The organism is Bradyrhizobium sp. INPA03-11B (assembly GCF_040446015.1).
GTDB lineage: Bacteria > Pseudomonadota > Alphaproteobacteria > Rhizobiales > Xanthobacteraceae > Bradyrhizobium > Bradyrhizobium macuxiense_A.
Map to the genome: position 1 here is coordinate 11,155 of NZ_JASGSR010000103.1, position 17,814 is coordinate 28,968.

The following is a 17,814-nucleotide window of genomic DNA, read 5'->3' on the forward strand; positions in this document are numbered from 1 at the left end:
TAATGGCTTTGAACATCTCGGCATGGTCGATCCGGAACCCGCTTCCCTCGATCGTCTTCTCGATCATCCTGCTGGTGCTGGGGTGGGTCTCCTTCACCAAGCTCGCGGTGACAAGGCTGCCGAGCGCCGACATTCCGGTGATCTCGGTCGCGGTCTCGCAGTTCGGCGCAGCGCCGTCGGAACTTGAATCGCAGGTCACCAAGACGATCGAGGACGGTGTCTCCGGCGTCGAGGGCGTGCGCCATATCTCCTCCTCGATCACCGACGGCCTGTCGGTGACCACGATCCAGTTCGCGCTGGAGACCAACACCGACCGCGCACTCAACGACGTCAAGGACGCGGTGACGCGGGTGCGCGCCAACCTGCCGCAGAACGTCACCGAGCCGCTGATCCAGCGCGTCGACGTCATCGGCCTGCCGATCGTGACCTATGCTGCGATCTCGCCCGGCAAGACGCCGGAGCAGCTGTCTTATTTTGTCGACGACGTGGTCAAGCGCGCGCTGCAGGGCGTGCGCGGTGTCGCCCAGGTCGAGCGCATCGGCGGTGTCGAGCGCGAGATCCTGGTCTCGCTCGATCCCGACAAGCTGCAGGCGGTGGGGCTCACCGCGGTCAATGTCAGCCAGATCCTGCGCGGCACCAACGTCGACGTTGCCGGCGGCCGCGCCGAGATCGGCAAGAACGACCAGGCGATCCGCACCCTGGCCGGCGCCAAGACCCTGAACGAGCTCGCCGGCACCATGATTCCGCTGTTCGGCGGCGGCGAGATCCGGCTCGACGATCTCGGCACCGTCACCGACACCATCGCCGACCGGCGCACCTTCGCCCGCTTCAACGGTGAGCCTGTCGTGGCGCTCGGCATCAAGCGCTCCAAGGGCGCCAGCGACGTCGTGGTCGCGGCCGCGGTGCAAAAGCGGATCGACGCCCTGAAGGTTGCCTATCCCGACGTCGATCTCAAGCTGATCGACACCTCGGTCGAGTTCACCAAAGGCAATTACGAGGCCGCGATCTCGACCTTGTTCGAGGGCGCGATCCTCGCCGTCATCATCGTGCTATTGTTCCTGCGCGACATGCGCGCCACGATCATCGCCGCGGTCTCGCTGCCGCTGTCGATCTTCCCGGCATTCTGGGCGATGGACCTGCTCGGCTTCTCGCTCAACCTCGTCTCGTTCCTCGCCATTACGCTATCGACCGGCATCCTCGTCGACGATGCCATCGTCGAGATCGAGAACATCGTTCGCCACATGCGGATGGGCAAGACGCCCTATCGCGCGGCACTCGAAGCGGCCGACGAGATCGGCCTCGCGGTGATCGCGATCTCGCTCACCATCATCGCGATCTTTGCACCCGCGAGCTTCATGTCCGGCATTGCCGGGCAATTCTTCAAGCAGTTCGGAATCACTGTCTCGGTGCAGGTGTTCTTCTCGCTGCTCGCCGCGCGCTTCGTGACGCCGATGCTGGCTGCCTATTTCCTCAAGCATCACGACCATGACGACCCGCCGCCCGGCCGCATCCTGCGCACCTATCACAGCCTCGTCACCTGGTCGGTGAAGCACCATTACATCACCGTGCTGCTCGGCTTTGCGGTGTTCGCCGCGTCGATCTGGAGCATCACGCTGCTGCCGCAGGGCTTCCTGCCGGCGCAGGACACCGCGCGCTCGCTGCTGGCGATGGAGCTGCCGCCCGGCTCGCAGCTCGCCTACACCGAGAAGGTCACCGAGGAGATCGTGGCGCGTCTGCGCAAGCGGCCCGAGGTGCGCAGCGTATTCGTCGACGGCGGCCGCGTGCCGCCGGGCATCCAGGAGGTGCGCCGCGCCGCGCTGATCATCAACTACACGCCGAAGGCGGACCGCAGGATCACCCAGCGCGAGCTCGAGCTGTCGATCGGCAAGGAGCTCGATAACGTCCCCGACATCAGGTTCTGGTTCCTCGACGAGAACGGCCTGCGTGCCATCTCGCTGGTCGTCACCGGCACCGACAGCAACATCGTCAACAACGTCGCGAGCGAACTGGCGACGCAGATGAAGCGGATCCCGATCATCGCCAATGTGATTTCGGAGACCGCGCTCGACCGGCCCGAGCTGCGCATCCGACCGCGCGCCGAGCTCGCGGCGCGGCTCGGCGTCTCGACCGAGAGCCTGTCGCAGACCATTCGCGTCGCCACCATCGGCGACGTCGGCCCGGCGCTGGCGAAGTTCGACGCCGGCGAGCGCCAGGTGCCGATCCGCGTCCAGCTCGAGGACAATGCGCGCAGCGATCTGCAGATGCTGGAGCAGCTGCGCGTGCCGCTCGGCCAGCGCGGCGAGCGCGGCGGCGTGCCGCTGTCCGTCGTCGCCGACATCCAGCTCGACCAGGGCCCGACCAGCATCAACCGCTACGACCGCGAGCGGCAGGCCACCGTCGCCGCCGACCTGGTCGGCAATGCCGCGCTCGGCGATGCCACCAAGCTGATCTACGACCTGCCGGTCATGAAGAGCCTGCCGAAGGGCGTCAAGGTCAGCCCGTCAGGCGACGCCGAGAGCCTCGCCGAACTGTCCGACGGTTTTGCCACCGCGATCACCGCCGGCCTGATGATGGTCTACGCCGTGCTGGTGCTGCTGTTCGGCACCTTCCTGCAACCGATCACCATCCTGTTCTCGCTGCCGCTCTCGATCGGCGGCGCGATCGGCGCGTTGCTCTTGACCGGCAAACAGCTCACCACGCCGGTGTGGATCGGCATCCTGATGCTGATGGGCATCGTCACCAAGAACGCCATCATGCTGGTGGAGTTCGCGGTCGAGGCGATCCGCGACGGCAAGGCGCGCGAGGAGGCCATGATCGACGCCGGCATGAAGCGTGCCCGTCCGATCGTGATGACCACGATCGCGATGGCCGCCGGCATGATGCCGTCAGCGCTGGCGTTCGGCGCCGGCGGCGAATTCCGTTCGCCAATGGCGCTCGCGGTGATCGGCGGCCTGATCTTCTCGACCGTGCTGTCGCTGGTGTTCGTGCCGGCGATGTTCATGGTGATGGACGACATCGGCGGCCTGATCTGGCGCCTCGGCAAGCGGCTCGTGGTCTCACATGCCGACCACGAGCTGACCCCGAGCGAGCCGAAGTCCGACGAGACCAAGCGGCCCCCCGGCCCGCCAAGCATGATCTCGCCCGCCGCCGAGTAAGCCGGCCGCCCTTTCCGAAAGTTGTGCGCCGACCGCACTCGCGGTGTGGTAGAGTGCCTATCTTTCAGGAGGAGAGGAGGGCTCCCTATGGCAGACCGTGAAGCAATGCAGCGCTTGGTCACCCAAGCTTACGCCGCTCGCGGCAAGGGTGAAATTGATTCATTGATGGAAACGTTTGGTTCCGATTCGCGTTTCGAACTGGTCGGCGACAAGAAGGCTCTTCATTTGACCGGCGTCGTCGAAGGGCATGCGAATGTCAGGCAGGCGCTGGTGCAGTACATCGCGGCCTTCGAGTTCATGGATCGCAAGATCACCAGCTTTCTCGTCGACGGCGATCGGGCCGCCGTACATTCGACCATCACCGTTCGCTTTATTCCGAAGAACATCACCTTCACCGCGGATGTTCTCGATCTCTTCAGGTTCGAAAATGGCAAGATCGCTGAACTCGTCGAGTTCACCGATACGGCTCTTCTGAAGCAAGTAACGTCACCGTAGCGGTCGCACCTGCCTGTGAGACCGAGCCCCTCGCGGTCGACAGCGATCGGGGGGTGCTGCGCGTTGCGCGCAGCAAGCTCCCCCGCCCGTGCCACATTCCTAGTAAAGCCGCGTGCGATAGGCCTCTTCCATCGCCTTCTCGGCGACCTCGACCTCGATCGCGGCGGTCTGCTCGGCGATGATCCGGCCGAGCGTCGGGAAGCTGCTGCGTTCGACCTGCGCAGCGGGACTCCACAGCTTCGAGCGCATCAGCGCCTTGCCGCAATGGAAGTAGACTTCATCGACATGCACCTTGAGGCCGATGATCGGCGTCACGTTCTGCACCGTCAGCGGGATCAGCAGATCCGGCTCCTGCGAAATCTCCGCCCGCCCGTTGATGCGCAGCGTCTCGTTGATGCCCGGCACCATGAAGATCAGCCCGACCCCGGGCGAGGCGATGATGTTGCCGAACGTATCGACGCGGTTGTTGCCGCGCCGGTCCGGGATCAGCAGCGTCTTGTCGTCGATCGCCGAGACGAAGCCGGGCGCGTCGCCGCGCGGACTGGCGTCGGCATGGCCATTGCCGTCGCTCGAGGCGATGACGAGGAACGGCGAGAGCGCGATGAAGTCGCGGCAGAACTTGTCGAGATGGTGGAGGACCTTCTTCTCCGCGAGCGGGCTCACCTGCCCGAAATGCCCGCGAAGATCCTCCTGCGACTTGACCGGCGGCTTGCCGCCTGCGCCCTGGTTGTCCATGAGGAACCTCCCTTTTCCATTCCCGAACCGAAGTAGAGTGCGGGAACAGCATAGTCCAGACCGCACAAGCGCGCATCCGCCGGCGCCTTCGCTGCGGCGTTCAAGCGCAAGCTCGGCTCCGGGCCGATTGAGGCAGGCGGATTTGCGTCGCGCAGACGCGAAATGCAAAACCCCTGCGGTCAACGGGAAAGAGACCGCAGGGGTTTGCAGGTGGATGGCGTGAGGCCAGCAAGGCTGGGTGTCACCCCAAGGACCGGCAGGCCGGATGAAACCGATACCGGCGCGGTCATGCAAGCAAGTCTTTTAGGCAGGAGTGCGTCAACGCGGGCAAGCAAAGCGCGCGACAGGATCTGATCCTCGCGCGCGCTGCATGCGTTCCGCCTGGCTTCTCATTTATCGCGCTCTTGACGCGAACCGATTGTCCACTTCGCTCGAAAACGTCTCTAATCGTTGCGTGCGACTGCCGTCAGCTTGGTCATGTTGTGCAGCATGATCCGGCCGCGCTGCAGGTCGACGATGCCGTCCTTGCGCCAGGTCTGCAATTGCCGGTTGACGCTCTCGCGCGCGGCGCCGACGAAGATGCCGAGCTGTTCCTGCGAGATGTGCACCTCGGAACCGAAATCCTCCGCGAGCGCGCACAGCCGGCGTGCGAGACGGACCGGCAATGGCTGCAGCACGGATTCTTCCATCCGCTCGCTCTGCCAGCGGATGCGCTGGCACAGCAATGCGATCAGCCTGACCGCCACCTTCGGTTCACGCTCGAGGAAGCCGAGGAAATCCTCCCGCCGCAAGACGAATAATTCGGTGGGTTCGCCCGCGGTCGCATCCGCGGTGCGATCCTGGCCGTCGAGGACGGCGACTTCGCCGAACAGATCGCCGGATCCCATGAAGTTCAGCGTGAGCCGGCTGCCGTCGGAGGCCCCGGTTTCGATGCGCATCTGGCCGCGGCGGACCCCGAACAGGGCGTCGCCGGGATCGCCTTTCTGGAACAGCACCTCGCCGGTGGCGAGCTGCTGGGTGTGACAGAGGCCCGAAAGCCGCTGCAACTCGTCCGCACCGAGATCGGCGAACATCGGGTTCATTTTCAGAATGACCGCAAATTCGGCCTGTTTGCTCATTGTATTGCCTTCCAATCCATCCGAGCGGTCCCCTGACGCCCGGTTAGCAAAAATCACCCTCATAAGAGTGTGTGAGAGGTCACATAAGTTCATGCTGGTAACGGAATATTTTTCCGGTGATTGGAGCGAGGTCCCGTTTGCGGGGTAATCTCGTGCGACCGGCCGTGTCTTTGCGCGGCGGAACCCTGTCTGCCCGGCCTGGAATATCGAGATGAGAGCACTGAAATTCGCCGGGGCCGCCATTGCTGCCGTGATCGTGATCGTCGCCCTGATCGCCGCGGTCGGGATCCCGTCGTCTTTCCTCACGTCTGCTATCACCGAACGGGTCGAGCGGGAGACCGGCTACAAGCTCGCCATCAATGGCGGCGCCAGGGTCAGCCTCTGGCCGACGGTCAATCTGACGCTCAGCGACGTCGTGCTGCAGGATCCGCGGGAGCGCGAGGCCGACAACCGGTTCGCGGCAAGCCGCGTCGCAGCCGAGATGACGCTGGCGAGCCTGTGGTCGGGCCAGCCCGAGATCACCGACCTCGCGATCGAGAAGCCCGTGGTCAATCTGCCGCTGCAGCGTGAACGCACCCGCGACCACAATCCGCCGGCGAAGTCGTCCGGTTCCGACAATGGCGGCATCACGATCCGGCATGTCGGCATCACCGGCGGCACGGTCGTGTTCTCCAATGTGCGCGACCGGGTCGAGAACCGGATCGAGGCGCTGAGGCTGGACGCGACCGTCGGCGACGACCGCAAGATCATCGTCACCGGTGACGCGCGCACGGGCGACAGGCCGCTGAAGTTCGACATCCGCGCGACCGCGCCGCAGGCGCAGCTCGAGCATCAGAGCGTGCCGGCCGAATTCACCATCGATGCGCCCGGCCTGTTGCCGGCGGCGATCAAGGCGAATGCGGAAGCGCGGCTGAACGGCACGGTTGTGATGTTCAACGGCGTGTCCGGCACGCTCGGCGATGGCGGCTTCACCGGCTGGGCTTCGGTCGATTTCGCCAGCAACAAGCCGCTGGTGAAGCTCGATCTCGACTTCCAGCGCATTTCGATTGCGATGCCGCCGGGCCAGCCGGACGCGGCGCAGCCGCTGGGCACCAACAGCTGGAGCAATGCGTCGATCGATCTTGGCGGGCTCAACTATGTCGACGCGCAGGCGCGGATCTCGGCGGCGGAGCTCGTGATCGGCGACGGCCGCTTCGCGCAGGCTGCGATCGACGCATCGGTCGACAGCGGCGTGCTGAAGGGCAAGCTCGCCAATCTCGGCGCCTATGAGGGCACCGCCAATGGCGACGTCACCGTCGACGTGAGGACCGCCAATCCAACCTACGCGCTGCGGCTCGACCTTGCCGGCGTGCGGGCGCTGCCGGTGCTGAAGAACCTTGCCGAGTTCGACAAGCTCGACGGCAGGATGCAGGCCAAGATCGCGCTGACCTCGCAGGGCAACAGCGAGCGCGCCATCGTGGGCAATCTCGGCGGCACCGCCTTTGTCGTGCTCCAGGACGGCAAGATCCTCGGCCTCAACGTCGCGCAGATGATCCGCAACCTCACGACCGGAACGTTGTCGGGCTGGCAGCAAAGCCAGGAGCTGTCGACCGATCTCAGCCAGCTCTCGGCCTCGTTCAAGGTCGACAAGGGCCAGGCGGTGACCACCGATCTCAACCTGATCGGGCCGCTGGTGAAGATGACCGGGGTCGGCACCGTCGATCTCAACACCCGCCAGATCGGGTTCCGCGTCGAGCCGCAGCTGGTGATGACCACCGAAGGACAGGGCCGCGCCGGCAATCCGGTCGGCCTCGGCATTCCCGTGATGATCGAGGGCCCTTGGGTCAGCCCGCGGATCTACCCGGAGATGCAGGGCATCCTCGATAATCCAGAGGCCGCCTATGCCAAGCTCAAGGAGATGGGCAAGGGCCTGTTCGGGCAGAACGGTCAAGGCCTGAACGGGCTCACCAATCTGCTCAACGGCGTGCAGGGCGGTGGAACCGGCGCACAGCCCGGCACGGGCCAGACACCGGGCGGCGGCGCCGGCGAGACCAACCCGCTCGGCGGGCAGCTCGGCGACACCATCGGGAACCTGCTGCAGCAGGGCCTCTCCACCCTCAATCAAGGCAACGCCTCCCGCCCGAGCCGCAGCCTCGTCCAGCCCGAGGCAAACGCGCCGCCGGCCGCCAACCAAGCCCCACCACCCAATCCTCCGCCGGCCGACAGCGCAGAGCAGCACGACAATCCCGCGATGAACGACGTGCTGCGGCAGCTGTTCAATCGCTGATATTCCCGGATGTCCCCCGCCAATATCCACGGCTAACCATGCGGCCCGAGGGGCCGCCTCGCTTTGCCGATCCGTGCTAAATTGCGGCAGATACAGTGGCGCACCCGACGGATTGGAGGGGACGGACGAGGCTGGATGAACGGGGCTACGGACAAGGGCAAGAACTGGTTCCTGCGCGGCGGCCTGTTCGCCAAATACGTCCTCGCGCTGGTCGGCCTCGTCGTGTTCGTACTCGCGGTCAACGGCGCGCTCGAGACCTGGATCAGCTACCGCGGCATCAAGAGCACGCTGACCGATGCGATGAGCGAGAAGGCGGACGCCACCGCCAAGCACATCGAGCAGTCGATCTCCGATCTCGAGCGCCAGATCTCCTGGGTGACCCGCGCCTCCTCCAACACCATCGAGCTGCGCCGCGCCGACTATGCCCAGTTGCTCGGCCAGGTGCCGGCGGTGAACCAGCTCACGCTGATCAACGGCCAGGGTCGCGAGATGCTGCGGCTGTCGCGCCAGACCGTCACGGTGAACTCCAATGCCGATCTCTCTCGCGACCTGCGCTTCACCGAGGCGGTCGAGCGCGGCACCGCCTATGCGCCGGCGTATTTTCGCGACGAGCGGCCCTATATGTCGATCGGCGAGCAGCATTCCGGCTTCAATGCCGGCGTCACCGTCGCCGAGATCGACCTGCGCTTCCTCAATGACTATTTCGGCGATTCCCAGGTCGGCCGCACCGCCTTCGCCTATGTCGTCGACGCCAAGGGCCGCGTGCTGGCGAGTTCGTCGAAGGGCCCCGAGGTCGGCAAGGATCTCGCCGCGCTGCCGCAGGTCGCCGCGGTGCTCTCGCACAATGCCAGGCCGATCGCCTCCGGCAAGGATGTCGACGGCAACGCGGTGCTGACAACAGCGACATCGGCGCCGAACCTCGGCTGGCACGTGTTCTATGAACAGCCGACCGCGCAGGCGCTCTCACCGATCCGTGACCAGCTGGTGCGCAGCGCGCTCCTGATCGCGCTCGGCCTCGTGGTCGCGATCATCGCCGGCACGATTTTGGCGCGGCGCATGCTGGTGCCGATCACCGCGCTGCGCACCGGCGCGCGGCGGCTTGGCGCCGGCGACTTCGGCCATCGCATCGAGGTGAAGACCGCGGACGAGCTGGAAGAGCTCGCCGGGCAATTCAACAGCATGGCGGGGCAGCTCGCCGAGACCTACTCCGACCTCGAAGCCAAGGTGAAGGAGCGCACCCGCGACCTCGCGCAGTCGATCAACGAGCTGAAGGTGCTGGAGGAGGTCGGCCGCGCGGTGGCGTCCTCGCTCGACCTCAACGCCGTGCTGCCGACGGTCGCCGCCCGCGCGCTCGAGATCACCCATGCCGACGCCGTGCTGATCTATGGCTATGACGCCGCACAGCGCAGCTTCAACCTGGCGCAATCGATCGGCATCGACGGCGAAGCCAAGGGCCACCATCGTGCGATCGACGCTGATAACAGCCCGCTCGCCGAGGCCGCCGCGAAGGGCGAGCCGCTGGCGTTCCCCGATCTGACCAACCAGCCGGAGCATCCGCTGCGCGATGTCGTGGTCGGCGCCGGCTTCCACTCGGTGCTTATCGTGCCGCTGGTCGACCAGCAGGGCGTGCTCGGCTCGCTGGTGGTGCTGCGCAAGGCGGCCGGCGATTTCCCGGCGGGCCTGATCGGCCTGATGAAGACCTTCGCGCACCAGGCGGTGCTCGCGATGCGCAACGCACGGCTGTTCACCGAGGTGGACCAGAAGAGCCACGCGCTGGAACAGGCCAATTCCACCGTGCGCGAGCAGGCCGACAGGCTGCAGCAGCAGACCGAGCAGCTCACCGACTGGAACAAGTCGCTGGAGGCACGGGTCGAGACCCAGCTCGGCGAGATCGAGCGCATCCGCAAGCTCGAGCGTTTCCTGGCGCCGCAGGTGGCGCAGCTTATCGCCTCGTCGGACAATCCCGAGGGGTTGCTCGAGAGCCACCGCCGCGAGGTGACGGTGGTGTTCTGCGATTTGCGCGGCTTTACGGCTTTCACCGAGGCGACCGAGCCGGAAGAGGCGATGAACGTGCTGCGCGAATATCACGCGGCGCTCGGCAAGCTGATCTTCAAATACGAAGGCACGCTCGACAAATATGCCGGCGACGGCGTGATGATCCTGTTCAACGCGCCGATCCAGCTCGCCGACCACACCGCGCGCGCCGTGAAGATGGCGGTCGAGATGCGCGACACGGTCGGCCCGCTGACCGAGAAATGGCGCAACCGCGGCCATAGCCTCGGCTTCGGCATCGGGATTGCGCTCGGCTATGCCACGCTCGGCCAGGTCGGCTTCGAGCAGCGGCTGGAATATGCCGCGATCGGCAGCGTCACCAACCTCGCCTCCCGCCTGTGCGGCGAAGCCAAGCCCAACCAGATCGTGGTGAGCCGCCGCGTCTACGGCATGGTCGAGCCCTACGTCGAAGGCCGCGCCATCGACGACCTCGTGGTGAAGGGCTTCAATCATCCGATCCTGGCCGCGGAGATCCTGAGCTGGAAGGGCGAGCCGAGCGCGGAGGCGGCGGCGGAATAGCCGACGCTCCCTCCCCAACGTCGTCCCGGGCATCGTCATCGATCCCGTCATCCTGAGGTGCGAGCAGAGCGAGCCTCGAAGGATGCACGGCCCCGGCGTGCCCGTCGCCCTTCGAGACGCCTGCTGCGCAGGCTCCTCAGGGTGACGGATTGAGAGCGTCGTCCTGATTCAACTATCAAACAGCCAAGGGAGAGATGCACGCCCGCATCCTCGCGACGCTACCCGCGCCCGAGTCATGCGATCAACCACCCTCGCAGAAGAGGGCGCAGGGAAAGCCGGGTGCCGATCGCACCCATGGGCCCCGAGCAAAAGGTAGAAAGCTCGGGGGTAGGACCACAGGTGTAACCGGAGCAATCCGGCTTTCCCTGCGCGATGGGTTACGGCTTACTTCGTGCTCTCCCCGGCGAGACTTGGCTTTGTTGTCACCGTCTCCGCAACGCGCACCGCGCAATTCGAGAGACACCTGCCATTAGGGCGTCAGGACCACACGACTTCACCGTCCGCCGATCAGCGCGCGTCGTCGCACACACCGCCAGCGTCCACCGCATCCCGCCGCACGTTCGTGACGATCGCGATACGCCCCTCTTGTCGGGCGGGATGGGGCAAGTTGTACGGGTGAGTTGGGGGAGATGTCAAGAAAAATTCTGAATTTCGGAAGACGCCGCGAGCGCTAAGCGACGGCGCTGTCGTTGAGGTCGCGGATTTTCGTGAAGAGCTTCGTGACCTTCTCTTCATCGAAAAGTTTGTCTGGCCCCGTTGGCGCGATATCGATGAACGGGTGTTCGTACAGCAGAGCCGGATCCATGACGCCCTGATCCGTGAGATGCTCGATCACCATGTTGATGAATTCGATCTGCGCGGCAGTCGCAGTGCCTGCCGAAAGAAATTCTCCGAAGGCTTCACTAACGGCTGCCCGGTCGAGGCCGACAAGCGAGCGAACGAAGCGGCCGAAGCCCTGGCTAACCTCGCGCGCCCGCTCGATATCAGCTGGCTCGCCGATACCGGCATCGAGCAGCATCTTCTCCAGTTCGCCCAAATCTGATGGTGTGAGCGGCCTGCCCTGCCTGAGCTTGTGCAGGACGAGGTGATCCTTGTGCGCACGAAGGAAGTGTCGGGCCTTCAACTTGAACCGCACAAAATCGGTTGCACCGATTTGTGGTAGTGTCATCTCAACACCGTCGCCGATCTCGTCGATGAAGTCGGAGTAGACAACCGCTTTGCGGGATTTCTCGATGTGCTGGATCAGGTCGCGTAGCCGAATGCGCACCAATTCCAGGAGCGGGACAGTGACGCCCTCCCACCATTGGTCGGTCTGGATCTCCTCAATCAGCGCGGCATGCTGGGCGATGATTGGAATGCCGGCCTGGTCCTCAAGCGCGGAGGCAATTTCGAGCAGCTGCTTGCGCAGCGTATCAAATCGCTTTGAGCCCTTGAGCAATGCAAGTTCCAACGAGAACATCAGAAGGTCGAACCGCTTAGCTTCTTCAGTCCCCAGCATGTGGGCGGACGGCAGCGGCGCGACCTCCTCAACCAGCTCCTTGCGCTTCTCGGCATCGATCGAAGCCCATTCCTTCGGCTCACGATATTTCTCTACGGCGCGCCGATGCTGGCGGACGATAAAGCTGTCGACGTTCATGCCGCCAATGACGTCTTGCAACGTCTTCGCCGCGCTCTCGCGGATTTCCTGTTCAGTGGGCGGCGCCTCGTCGCCTTCGGCATAAGCGGTCTGCTCACCCGCCGAAAACCCGTTTGTCGCGTGATGCTTCTCATCGAGCGCCTGCACGAGATCAATCCGCCCAGCGAACAACCGCTCTGAAAGCGATCTTGCTGCGGCCGCTTCCTTCAATTCCGGATTCGCCCCGAAGAACTCGACGTTCTGGCAATAGTCGAAGATTTGGAAGAATTCCTTGTCCTGCCCGGGGCCGAACAGGTCCGGACACAGCCGCGTTCCACGACCGACCATTTGCCAGAATTTCGTTTTCGAACGCACCTGCTTGAAGAACACGAGGTTGACGACCTCCGGCACGTCAATGCCGGTATCGAGCATGTCGACCGAGATCGCGATATGGGGCGCCGCGTTCTTCTTGGAGAATTCATCGATCAGGGTCTGCGCATAGGCGCCGGTCTGATGGGTAATGACTCGGGCAAAGTGCCCGGCATAGCCGGAATAGGCAGCATTGAAGCGCTCCTCGATGAATTTCGCATGCGCCTCGTTCTTGGCGAAGATGATGGTCTTGCCGAGCCGGTCGCCACCCTCGACCTTGATGCCGTTCTGCATCAGATGCGCGATGACATGATCGACCGTGTCTTCGTTGAAGAGACGCTTGTTGACCTCGGCTGCGTCAATGCTGTCGGGGACCTCGTCCTCGCCCCATTCCAGCATATCCCACTGGTCTTTCTCCTCGGCACTGAGCTCGTCATAGCGCAACCCGGAGCGCACGATCTTGAGCGGGACCGAGATGGCCTTTGGCGGCACCAAATGCCCCTCGGCTACCGCTTCCTCCAACGAATAGGCATCGGTGGGCACGCCATCCTCGAGATCGAACAACGAGTACGTATTCTTGTCGATCTCGTACTTCGGGGTCGCGGTCAGCCCGACGAGGAAAGAATCGAAATAGTCAAAAATGGCCCCGTAGCGCTGATAAACAGAGCGGTGCGCCTCGTCGATGACGATAAGATCGAAATGACCGGGGCCGAACTTCACCTTGCCGTCTTGCTTGCCGTCGATCAGGTTCATCATCGTCGGATAGGTCGACACGAAGACGCGCCCGTCGCTGGTGCGGTCGGTCACGAGATTGACCGGCGCGGAATCCGGCAAATGCGCCTTGAACGCGCCTGCGGCCTGGTTGACCAGCGCAACCCGATCGGCCAGGAACAGCACGCGCTTGATCCAGTTCGCACGCATCAAGAGATCGATCAGCGCGATCACAGTGCGGGTCTTGCCCGAACCGGTCGCCATCACAAGCAGCGCCTTGCGCTCACCATCCTGCTCGAAATGTTTGGCAACCGCGCGGATCGCGCGCTGCTGATACGGTCGCTCCACGATCTTGCGATTGATCGCCTCGCCGCCGAGCGGCCTGCGGCTTGCGCGGCGCTGGATCAGAAACTCCAGTTCGTCGCGCTTATAGAAGCCGCCGATCTGGCGCGGTGGATAGCGCGTGTCGTCCCAGATCCAATGCTCGTAGCCGTTGGAATAGAAGATCACCGGCCGCTGGCCGTAGCGCGCTTCCAGACGGTCGGCATAGAGCTTGGCTTGCTGCTGACCGCTGCGCGCATCCTTGCGGGTGCGCTTGGCTTCGACCAGCCCGAGCGGCTTACCGTCGGCACCCCACAGCACATAGTCGACGAAGCCGACGCCTTCATTGTTCGGCATCCCCTCGACCCGGAATTCGGTATCCTCGGGCCTGTCGAGCGCCCAACCAGCTTCGCGCAGCAAGAGATCGATGTAGCGGTCGCGGGTCTCGGCCTCGTTGTAGTCGTGACGATCGGGCTTTGCTTCGGCAGCCTTGCGGGCTGCCGCGACTTCGGCGCGGAGCCGTTTCAACTGCTCGTCGAGGTTTTCCTTGTCGGTGAGCAGCTTGGTCAGCTCGCCATTCTTGGCGTCGAGTTGAGCCTGCTGAGCCTTGATGTAGCTGAATGCCTTCTTCAGGGCTTCGTCGCGGCGCGACAGCACCGATGCATCGAAGGCGAGATTGTCCGCAGGCTTGTTCTTCGCGTAGGTGCGCGCAAACCAGAAGCAGACGTGAAACAGCTCCTTGACCGCGCCGGCGGCATCGCCGGCACTGGTCCGCCGCTCCTCGTGGACTGCGCGGTTCCGGAGCGTGTTGATGTACTTCGCTTTTGCGAACACCGCCTCGCCCGCGGCGCGACGAAAGCTCGGTTCATGCAGCAGCGCGGATATATTATCCTGATAGGGCAGCTTGAGATTGGGGTCCGACTTGAACGCCCATTTGACCGCCACCTCGACCGTCTTGCCGGCGAAGAATGCCGCCGCGGTCGGCGACACCGCCGCCTGACGCTCCGCCTCCACGGCCGCCTCGTGCACGGCAGGAAACTCGGCGGCGAGGAAGGCGAAGTTGGACATCGGTACCGCTATTTACCCGCGTCGATCAGCTCGATGTCCTTCTTGAGCAGGGTATTGACCAGCGAGCTCAACGACACCCCCCGCGCCGAGGCCCGCGCGGTCAAGTAATCCAGCACCTCCGGCTCCAGATGAACGGGGGGCACCAGGCGCGCACCTTTGCGGAAGAACTTTCCGCGCTCGGCGCCCGAAAAATCGTACTCATCCTTCATCGGATCACCCTTCCTCATACTGACGGGCCTCCCGGCGGGTCGGCCAGCGAGCCGAAACGGATCGCGACCCGCTCTGCGGTCAGTTCGACATAGGTATGAACGACCAGCAGCAAATTGCTAGCGGGATTTCGACCTATGGTAACCCAGCGCTCCTCGTTCGCGCCAGAGTAATCATCCAGCCGCGACAGCGCCAGGGGATCGGCAAAGACGCCCATGGCGTCTTCAAAGGTCACGCCATGCTTTCGTCGATTGCTCTCCGCCTTGGCCGGGTCCCAATCGAACTCGAAGCGCATGGTTAGAGCTGTCCGGAGAAGGCGCGATGTTGGAGGGAGGAGAAGAGAGCGTCCCCGCTAATAGCATTGGCTCGATATTGATCTTTCAGACTGCTCACCGAAGCCAAGCGGCAAGAAAACTCCCTTTGTAGTTCGAGAGGCGGCAGCGGAAACGGCATCATCCCGAATCGGCTGGCCCCCAAATGTGCAACATTGGAAGTTTTACTACTAATCTTAGCAAATTCCCCAGCACGGAAGTATCGCAAGAATAGGGCAAGCGCGAATTCTGGCATGACGCGTTCTCGATCCGCCTGGAATCGAACTAGTGTATTCTGGAAACAGCAATCCTCTATCTCCGAGCGCCACATCGCAGGACGGCCTACGAGCTCGGTGCTCTGCCCCTCGTTTAGCAAAACATCGCCATGCTCAAGTTTGTAATCTCTAAAATCAGCATCGTTGAAGTCCATATATAGAAGGTCGGTCGTATCGATTCTGTCTTCGTAGACGTTGGCTACTCTGACATACGGCTTCGTGAATTTTCCCGTTTGATATTTCGGCGCTCGTTGGCGCCCCAATTGCACTCTGCCGACATTTGAGACTTTAGACATTGGCCACATAGCGGCGTCTAGTTTGCAGACGCCGAACATTGAAATGAACAACGCGTCCGATAGTTCGCCAACTCGGCGATAGGCCTCCCAGTGCTTGCGCCGCAGGTCGTCCGCCCTGTCCAAGATCGCTGCTATGCGACGCTGTTCGTCGAGTGATGGAAGCGGCAGCTCTAACGACTTCAGGTTCGTTGCAGAAATACTCGCTTGGTTGACGGCCTTATTGACGAATTGTTGAAGTGAGGCACGGAACCCAGGGTCGCTAATAGCCCTGTAAGCGTAGCGAGCGTCGACGACGTGCTTGTTCGGGCGAAGCGCCAGCAAGTTCATTCCGTGAATGAGCTTTTCCGGCCACCCTTCATACAAGGCGCACTTCCCTACGTGTTCAACGCTATTGATGTGGCTAAACAGAATATCGCCCTTCTGCAGAAGCCATTTTTCATTGCCAGCCTCTTGCAAGCCCGCGTACCCAACGCGAGAACCATCAACTATACCGTTGGCAATTGTTTCAATGCGGGTGATTGGAAGCCCATTTCTCGATTTATTTTGCTTAACGCTTTTGCCATTCCGAACGAACTCGAAAATATCGGCAAGCGACCCAACGGCGCTCACAACATCTCCTCCAATTCGCGCAACCCTTTGGCGATCTCCATCTGCAGAACCTTTAACTCCGCGACAATCTCCTTCGGAGCCTTATATTCACCTACTCTTTGCACTACTTCCTTGTAGCGGTTGATTGAGAGATCATAGTCCGCTGCCACAATCTCAACCTTAGGCACACAAAAGCTCGGCTGCGCCCGCGATCGTTTGCGCTCGGCGCCACCACGTTCGCGCCAACGTTTAGCGATGTCGGGCAAGTTATTCTTAGCATGCTCCTCATCGCTTAACTCCGCCCTCGGTCCTATCTTCTCCGCAGGCAGCAGCGCGTTGCGCTTGTCATCTAATGAAAAGCCATCGGCTTGGCACTCGTAGAACCAGACATGATCCGTGCCTCCCGAGTTGGTCTTGGTGAACAGCACGATCGCGGTCGACACGCCGGCATAGGGCCGGAAGACACCGGGGGGCAGCTTGACGATGCCGTCCAGCTTGTGATCCTCGACCAGCATCCTGCGGATCACCTTATGAGCGGTGGACGAGCCGAACAGCACACCATCGGGCACGATCACCGCCGCGCGGCCGCCGGTCTTCAATAGCTTCAGGAACAGCGCCATGAACAGAAGCTCGGTCTTCTTGGTCTTGACGATAGCAAGCAAATCCTTCGCCGTCGTCTCATAGTCGAGCGAGCCCGCAAACGGCGGATTAGCCAGCACGAGCGAGTAGCGATCCTCGTCGCCGGCGTGCTCCTGCGACAGCGAATCCTTATAGCGGATATCGGGATCGTCGACGCCATGCAGCGTCATGTTCATCGAGCCGATGCGCAGCATCGTGCCGTCGAAATCGAAGCCGTGGAACATCTCCTCGTGGAAATGGTCACGCGTCTCTTTTTCCTGGAACAGCTTTGGATGGTTGTCGCGCAGGTACTCGCCGGCAGCGACGAGAAAGCCGCAGGTGCCACAGGCGGGATCGCAGATCACGTCCTTCGGCATTGGCGCTGTCATCTCGACCATCAGCGCGATGATGTGGCGTGGCGTACGGAACTGTCCGTTCTGGCCGGCGGTCGCTATCTTCGCCAGCATGTATTCGTAGAGATCGCCCTTGGTGTCGCGATCTTCCATGGGGATATCGGCGAGGAGATCGACGACCTTGGCGAGCAAAGCCGGCGTCGGGATTGTGAAGCGCGCGCCCTTCATATGCGTGGCGTGCGCGGTGTCGGCTTCCGCCATATTGCGAAGGAACGGAAAGACGTGATCGGCGACGATCTCGAACATGGTCGCGGGGTCGCGGTTCTTCAGCCTCGACCAGCGCATCTCCTCATAGGGGAGACCGCCGTTCTTCCCGATCTTGTCCTTGCCTCCGGGGAAGATGCGCCGCTCCATCGGACGGCCCAGCCGAGTGGCCTTGTTCTCCTCGAGTGTATGCGCCTCGTCGAGGCCGCGCATGAACAGCAGGTAGGTGATCTGCTCGATCACCTCGATCGGATTGGCGATACCGCCTGCCCAAAATGCGTTCCAGACGTTGTCGATCTTGGAACGAAGTTCCCCAGTCAGCATGCCATTCCCCGACGCAGAAAGTCTGGGAAGTCATTAGCAAATGTCGCGAGCCGGACGAAGCGGTCTTGGACGGTATTCCACTTTCGGCCTGGGGATCGCCGGGTGGCAGGCAGGCGTGGGCAAACCCGCTCGGCCACGGACACGGTCCCATCAC

The 17,814-nt window shown here is 62.9% G+C and carries 11 protein-coding genes; 4 read left to right on the forward strand and 7 right to left on the reverse strand.

Annotation, left to right across the window (positions count from 1 at the left end; translation table 11 throughout):
* Positions 1-2: 2 nt before the first annotated feature.
* Both QMZ05_RS31235 and QMZ05_RS31240 read left to right on the forward strand, forming a co-directional pair.
* Positions 3-3,155 (forward strand): efflux RND transporter permease subunit, encoded by a 3,153-nt coding sequence (locus QMZ05_RS31235; protein ID WP_353704246.1) that lies wholly within the window; start codon positions 3-5, stop codon positions 3,153-3,155.
* Between the two features lie 87 nt (positions 3,156-3,242).
* Positions 3,243-3,650 (forward strand): nuclear transport factor 2 family protein, encoded by a 408-nt coding sequence (locus QMZ05_RS31240; protein WP_353704247.1) that lies wholly within the window; start codon positions 3,243-3,245, stop codon positions 3,648-3,650.
* Positions 3,651-3,749: 99 nt separating this feature from the next.
* Here the strand turns inward: QMZ05_RS31240 and QMZ05_RS31245 are convergent, their stop codons facing one another.
* Entirely contained in the window at positions 3,750-4,385 is a 636-nt protein-coding gene (locus QMZ05_RS31245) for a pyridoxamine 5'-phosphate oxidase family protein (RefSeq protein WP_353704248.1), read from the reverse strand.
* Positions 4,386-4,828: 443 nt separating this feature from the next.
* Complete coding sequence (locus QMZ05_RS31250) at positions 4,829-5,503, reverse strand: Crp/Fnr family transcriptional regulator (RefSeq protein WP_050631133.1); 675 nt, start codon at positions 5,501-5,503, stop codon at positions 4,829-4,831.
* 211 nt (positions 5,504-5,714) lie between these two features.
* On the opposite strand from QMZ05_RS31250, the gene QMZ05_RS31255 reads away from it, so the two are divergent.
* Together QMZ05_RS31255 and QMZ05_RS31260 are read left to right on the forward strand one after the other, a co-directional pair.
* Positions 5,715-7,769 carry an AsmA family protein gene (locus QMZ05_RS31255; protein WP_353704249.1) on the forward strand — a complete coding sequence of 685 codons (2,055 nt, stop codon included), beginning with the start codon at positions 5,715-5,717 and terminating at the stop codon, positions 7,767-7,769.
* 135 nt (positions 7,770-7,904) lie between these two features.
* Positions 7,905-10,340: an adenylate/guanylate cyclase domain-containing protein gene (locus tag QMZ05_RS31260; RefSeq protein ID WP_353704250.1), complete on the forward strand. Its 2,436-nt coding sequence runs from the start codon at positions 7,905-7,907 to the stop codon at positions 10,338-10,340.
* A gap of 670 nt (positions 10,341-11,010) precedes the next feature.
* Here the strand turns inward: QMZ05_RS31260 and QMZ05_RS31265 are convergent.
* From QMZ05_RS31265 to QMZ05_RS31285, 5 genes are read right to left on the reverse strand one after another with little or no spacing between them, the layout of a single operon-like run.
* The gene (locus QMZ05_RS31265) at positions 11,011-14,424 is read right to left on the reverse strand and encodes a DEAD/DEAH box helicase family protein (protein ID WP_353704251.1); all 3,414 of its coding nucleotides are present in this window, start codon (positions 14,422-14,424) and stop codon (positions 11,011-11,013) included.
* An 8-nt stretch (positions 14,425-14,432) separates the two neighbouring features.
* Positions 14,433-14,633 carry a hypothetical protein gene (locus QMZ05_RS31270; RefSeq protein WP_353704252.1) on the reverse strand — a complete coding sequence of 67 codons (201 nt, stop codon included), beginning with the start codon at positions 14,631-14,633 and terminating at the stop codon, positions 14,433-14,435.
* Between the two features lie 14 nt (positions 14,634-14,647).
* Positions 14,648-14,926 (reverse strand): BrnT family toxin, encoded by a 279-nt coding sequence (locus QMZ05_RS31275; RefSeq protein ID WP_353704253.1) that lies wholly within the window; start codon positions 14,924-14,926, stop codon positions 14,648-14,650.
* 2 nt (positions 14,927-14,928) lie between these two features.
* A complete protein-coding gene (locus QMZ05_RS31280) occupies positions 14,929-16,122 on the reverse strand; it encodes a restriction endonuclease subunit S (RefSeq protein ID WP_353704254.1) in 1,194 nt (397 codons plus the stop codon).
* Positions 16,119-17,660 (reverse strand): class I SAM-dependent DNA methyltransferase, encoded by a 1,542-nt coding sequence (locus QMZ05_RS31285; protein WP_353704255.1) that lies wholly within the window; start codon positions 17,658-17,660, stop codon positions 16,119-16,121. Before QMZ05_RS31285 ends, QMZ05_RS31280 begins: the two co-directional genes overlap by 4 nt.
* Positions 17,661-17,814 lie beyond the last annotated feature (154 nt).